We start from the raw sequence: 1,315 nt of genomic DNA on the forward strand, positions 1-1,315 counted from the left end.
GTGAGGGGCCGGGCGGCAGCGGCAGCGCGCCCCGCACCGGCCTCCCGCACCCGCGCCGCCGCCCGTGCGCGTGCGCCGCGAAGTCACCGGTGAAGACCTCCAGCGCGGACACCACGAAGCGGGCGGCACCGTCGGGGTGGCCGCAGGCCCCGCGCCCGGCGACGGCGTGGGCCCGGTCCCGTACGGCCTCCAGCGCGCCCGCGCCGCCGCCCTCGGCCACCGCCGCCAGCTCCTCGGCCAGCGCGGGCAGTCCGAGGACGCAGGGGCCGCACTGCCCGGCCGACTCGCGGGCCAGCCAGCGCGCCACCCGCACCGTCTCGCCGGCCGGGCAGCTGTCCCGGGCGAGCGGCAGCACCGCACCCGCGCCCAGGGAGGCGCCCAGCAGGGCCAGCTCGTCCCGGGAGACGGCGGCCCACCGCGCGGTGTCCGGCGCCAGCCAGGTCCCGTGGTAGCCGCCCACCAGCACACCCTGGCCGGTGTCCAGGCCGCACCGCTCCAGCAGCGCGCCCAGCGGCACGCCGGTGGGTGTCTCCAGCACCGTGTGCCCGGCGAGGGTCAGCAGGGTGGTGCCCGGCTCGGCGGGGAGCCCGGCTTCCGCGTAGCCGCGCGCGCCCAGCCGGGCCGCCACCGCGAGCTGCGCGAAGGTCTCGGTGTTCGACAGCAGCGTCGGCAGCCCCGCGAGTCCGCTGTCGCTCACCCGCACGGAGCGGCCGGAGGGGAGGGCGGGCGCCTGGCCGAGCCCGCCGGCCAGGGCCGTCGACTCGCCGGTGACGAACCGGTCGGGCAGCCGGACCACCCGGGGCCGCGCTCCCGCGGTCCCCGGGGGCCGCTCGGCGAGCGCGGACCGCACGGACGCCTCGGTGTCGGGCCGCGTCACCCCCACCCGCACCTCGGCGGCGCCCAGCGCGCCCGCCGCCAGCAGGGCGCCGTCCAGGACGAGATGGGGCGCCCGCAGCAGCAGCGCCCGGTCCTTCAGGCTCGCGGGTTCGCCCTCGCTGCCGTTGACCACGACGGCGGGCCGCACGCCCCGCCGCCGGGCCGCACGTCGCACGGCGCGCAGCTTGCGCGCGAACGGGAACGCGGCGCCGCCCCTGCCGCGCAGGTCCGTCGCCTCCGCGAGCGCCAGCAGCGCGTCGGCGCCGGGCGGCGGGACGGGCGGCGGGCCGTGTACGGCGAGATGGCCGGCGAGTCCGAGGCGCGCCGCCCCCGTGCTCCCGTCCAGCCCGGCGAGCAGCCGCGGCGGCCCGAAGGAGACGACCGGGACGGTACCGGCGCCCGCGCCCTCCGTTCCCGGAGCCGCGGGCGGGGAGGCGGG

General features: G+C 81.4%; 1 protein-coding gene. It reads right to left on the minus strand.

Annotation, left to right across the window (positions count from 1 at the left end):
* Nucleotides 1-1,234 (minus strand): NADH-ubiquinone oxidoreductase-F iron-sulfur binding region domain-containing protein (locus tag G5C65_RS37345; protein ID WP_165303475.1); only part of this gene is annotated, 1,234 nt, incomplete at its 3' end.
* Nucleotides 1,235-1,315 lie beyond the last annotated feature (81 nt).

This window comes from Streptomyces boncukensis, assembly GCF_011045075.1.
Lineage (GTDB): Bacteria > Actinomycetota > Actinomycetes > Streptomycetales > Streptomycetaceae > Streptomyces > Streptomyces boncukensis.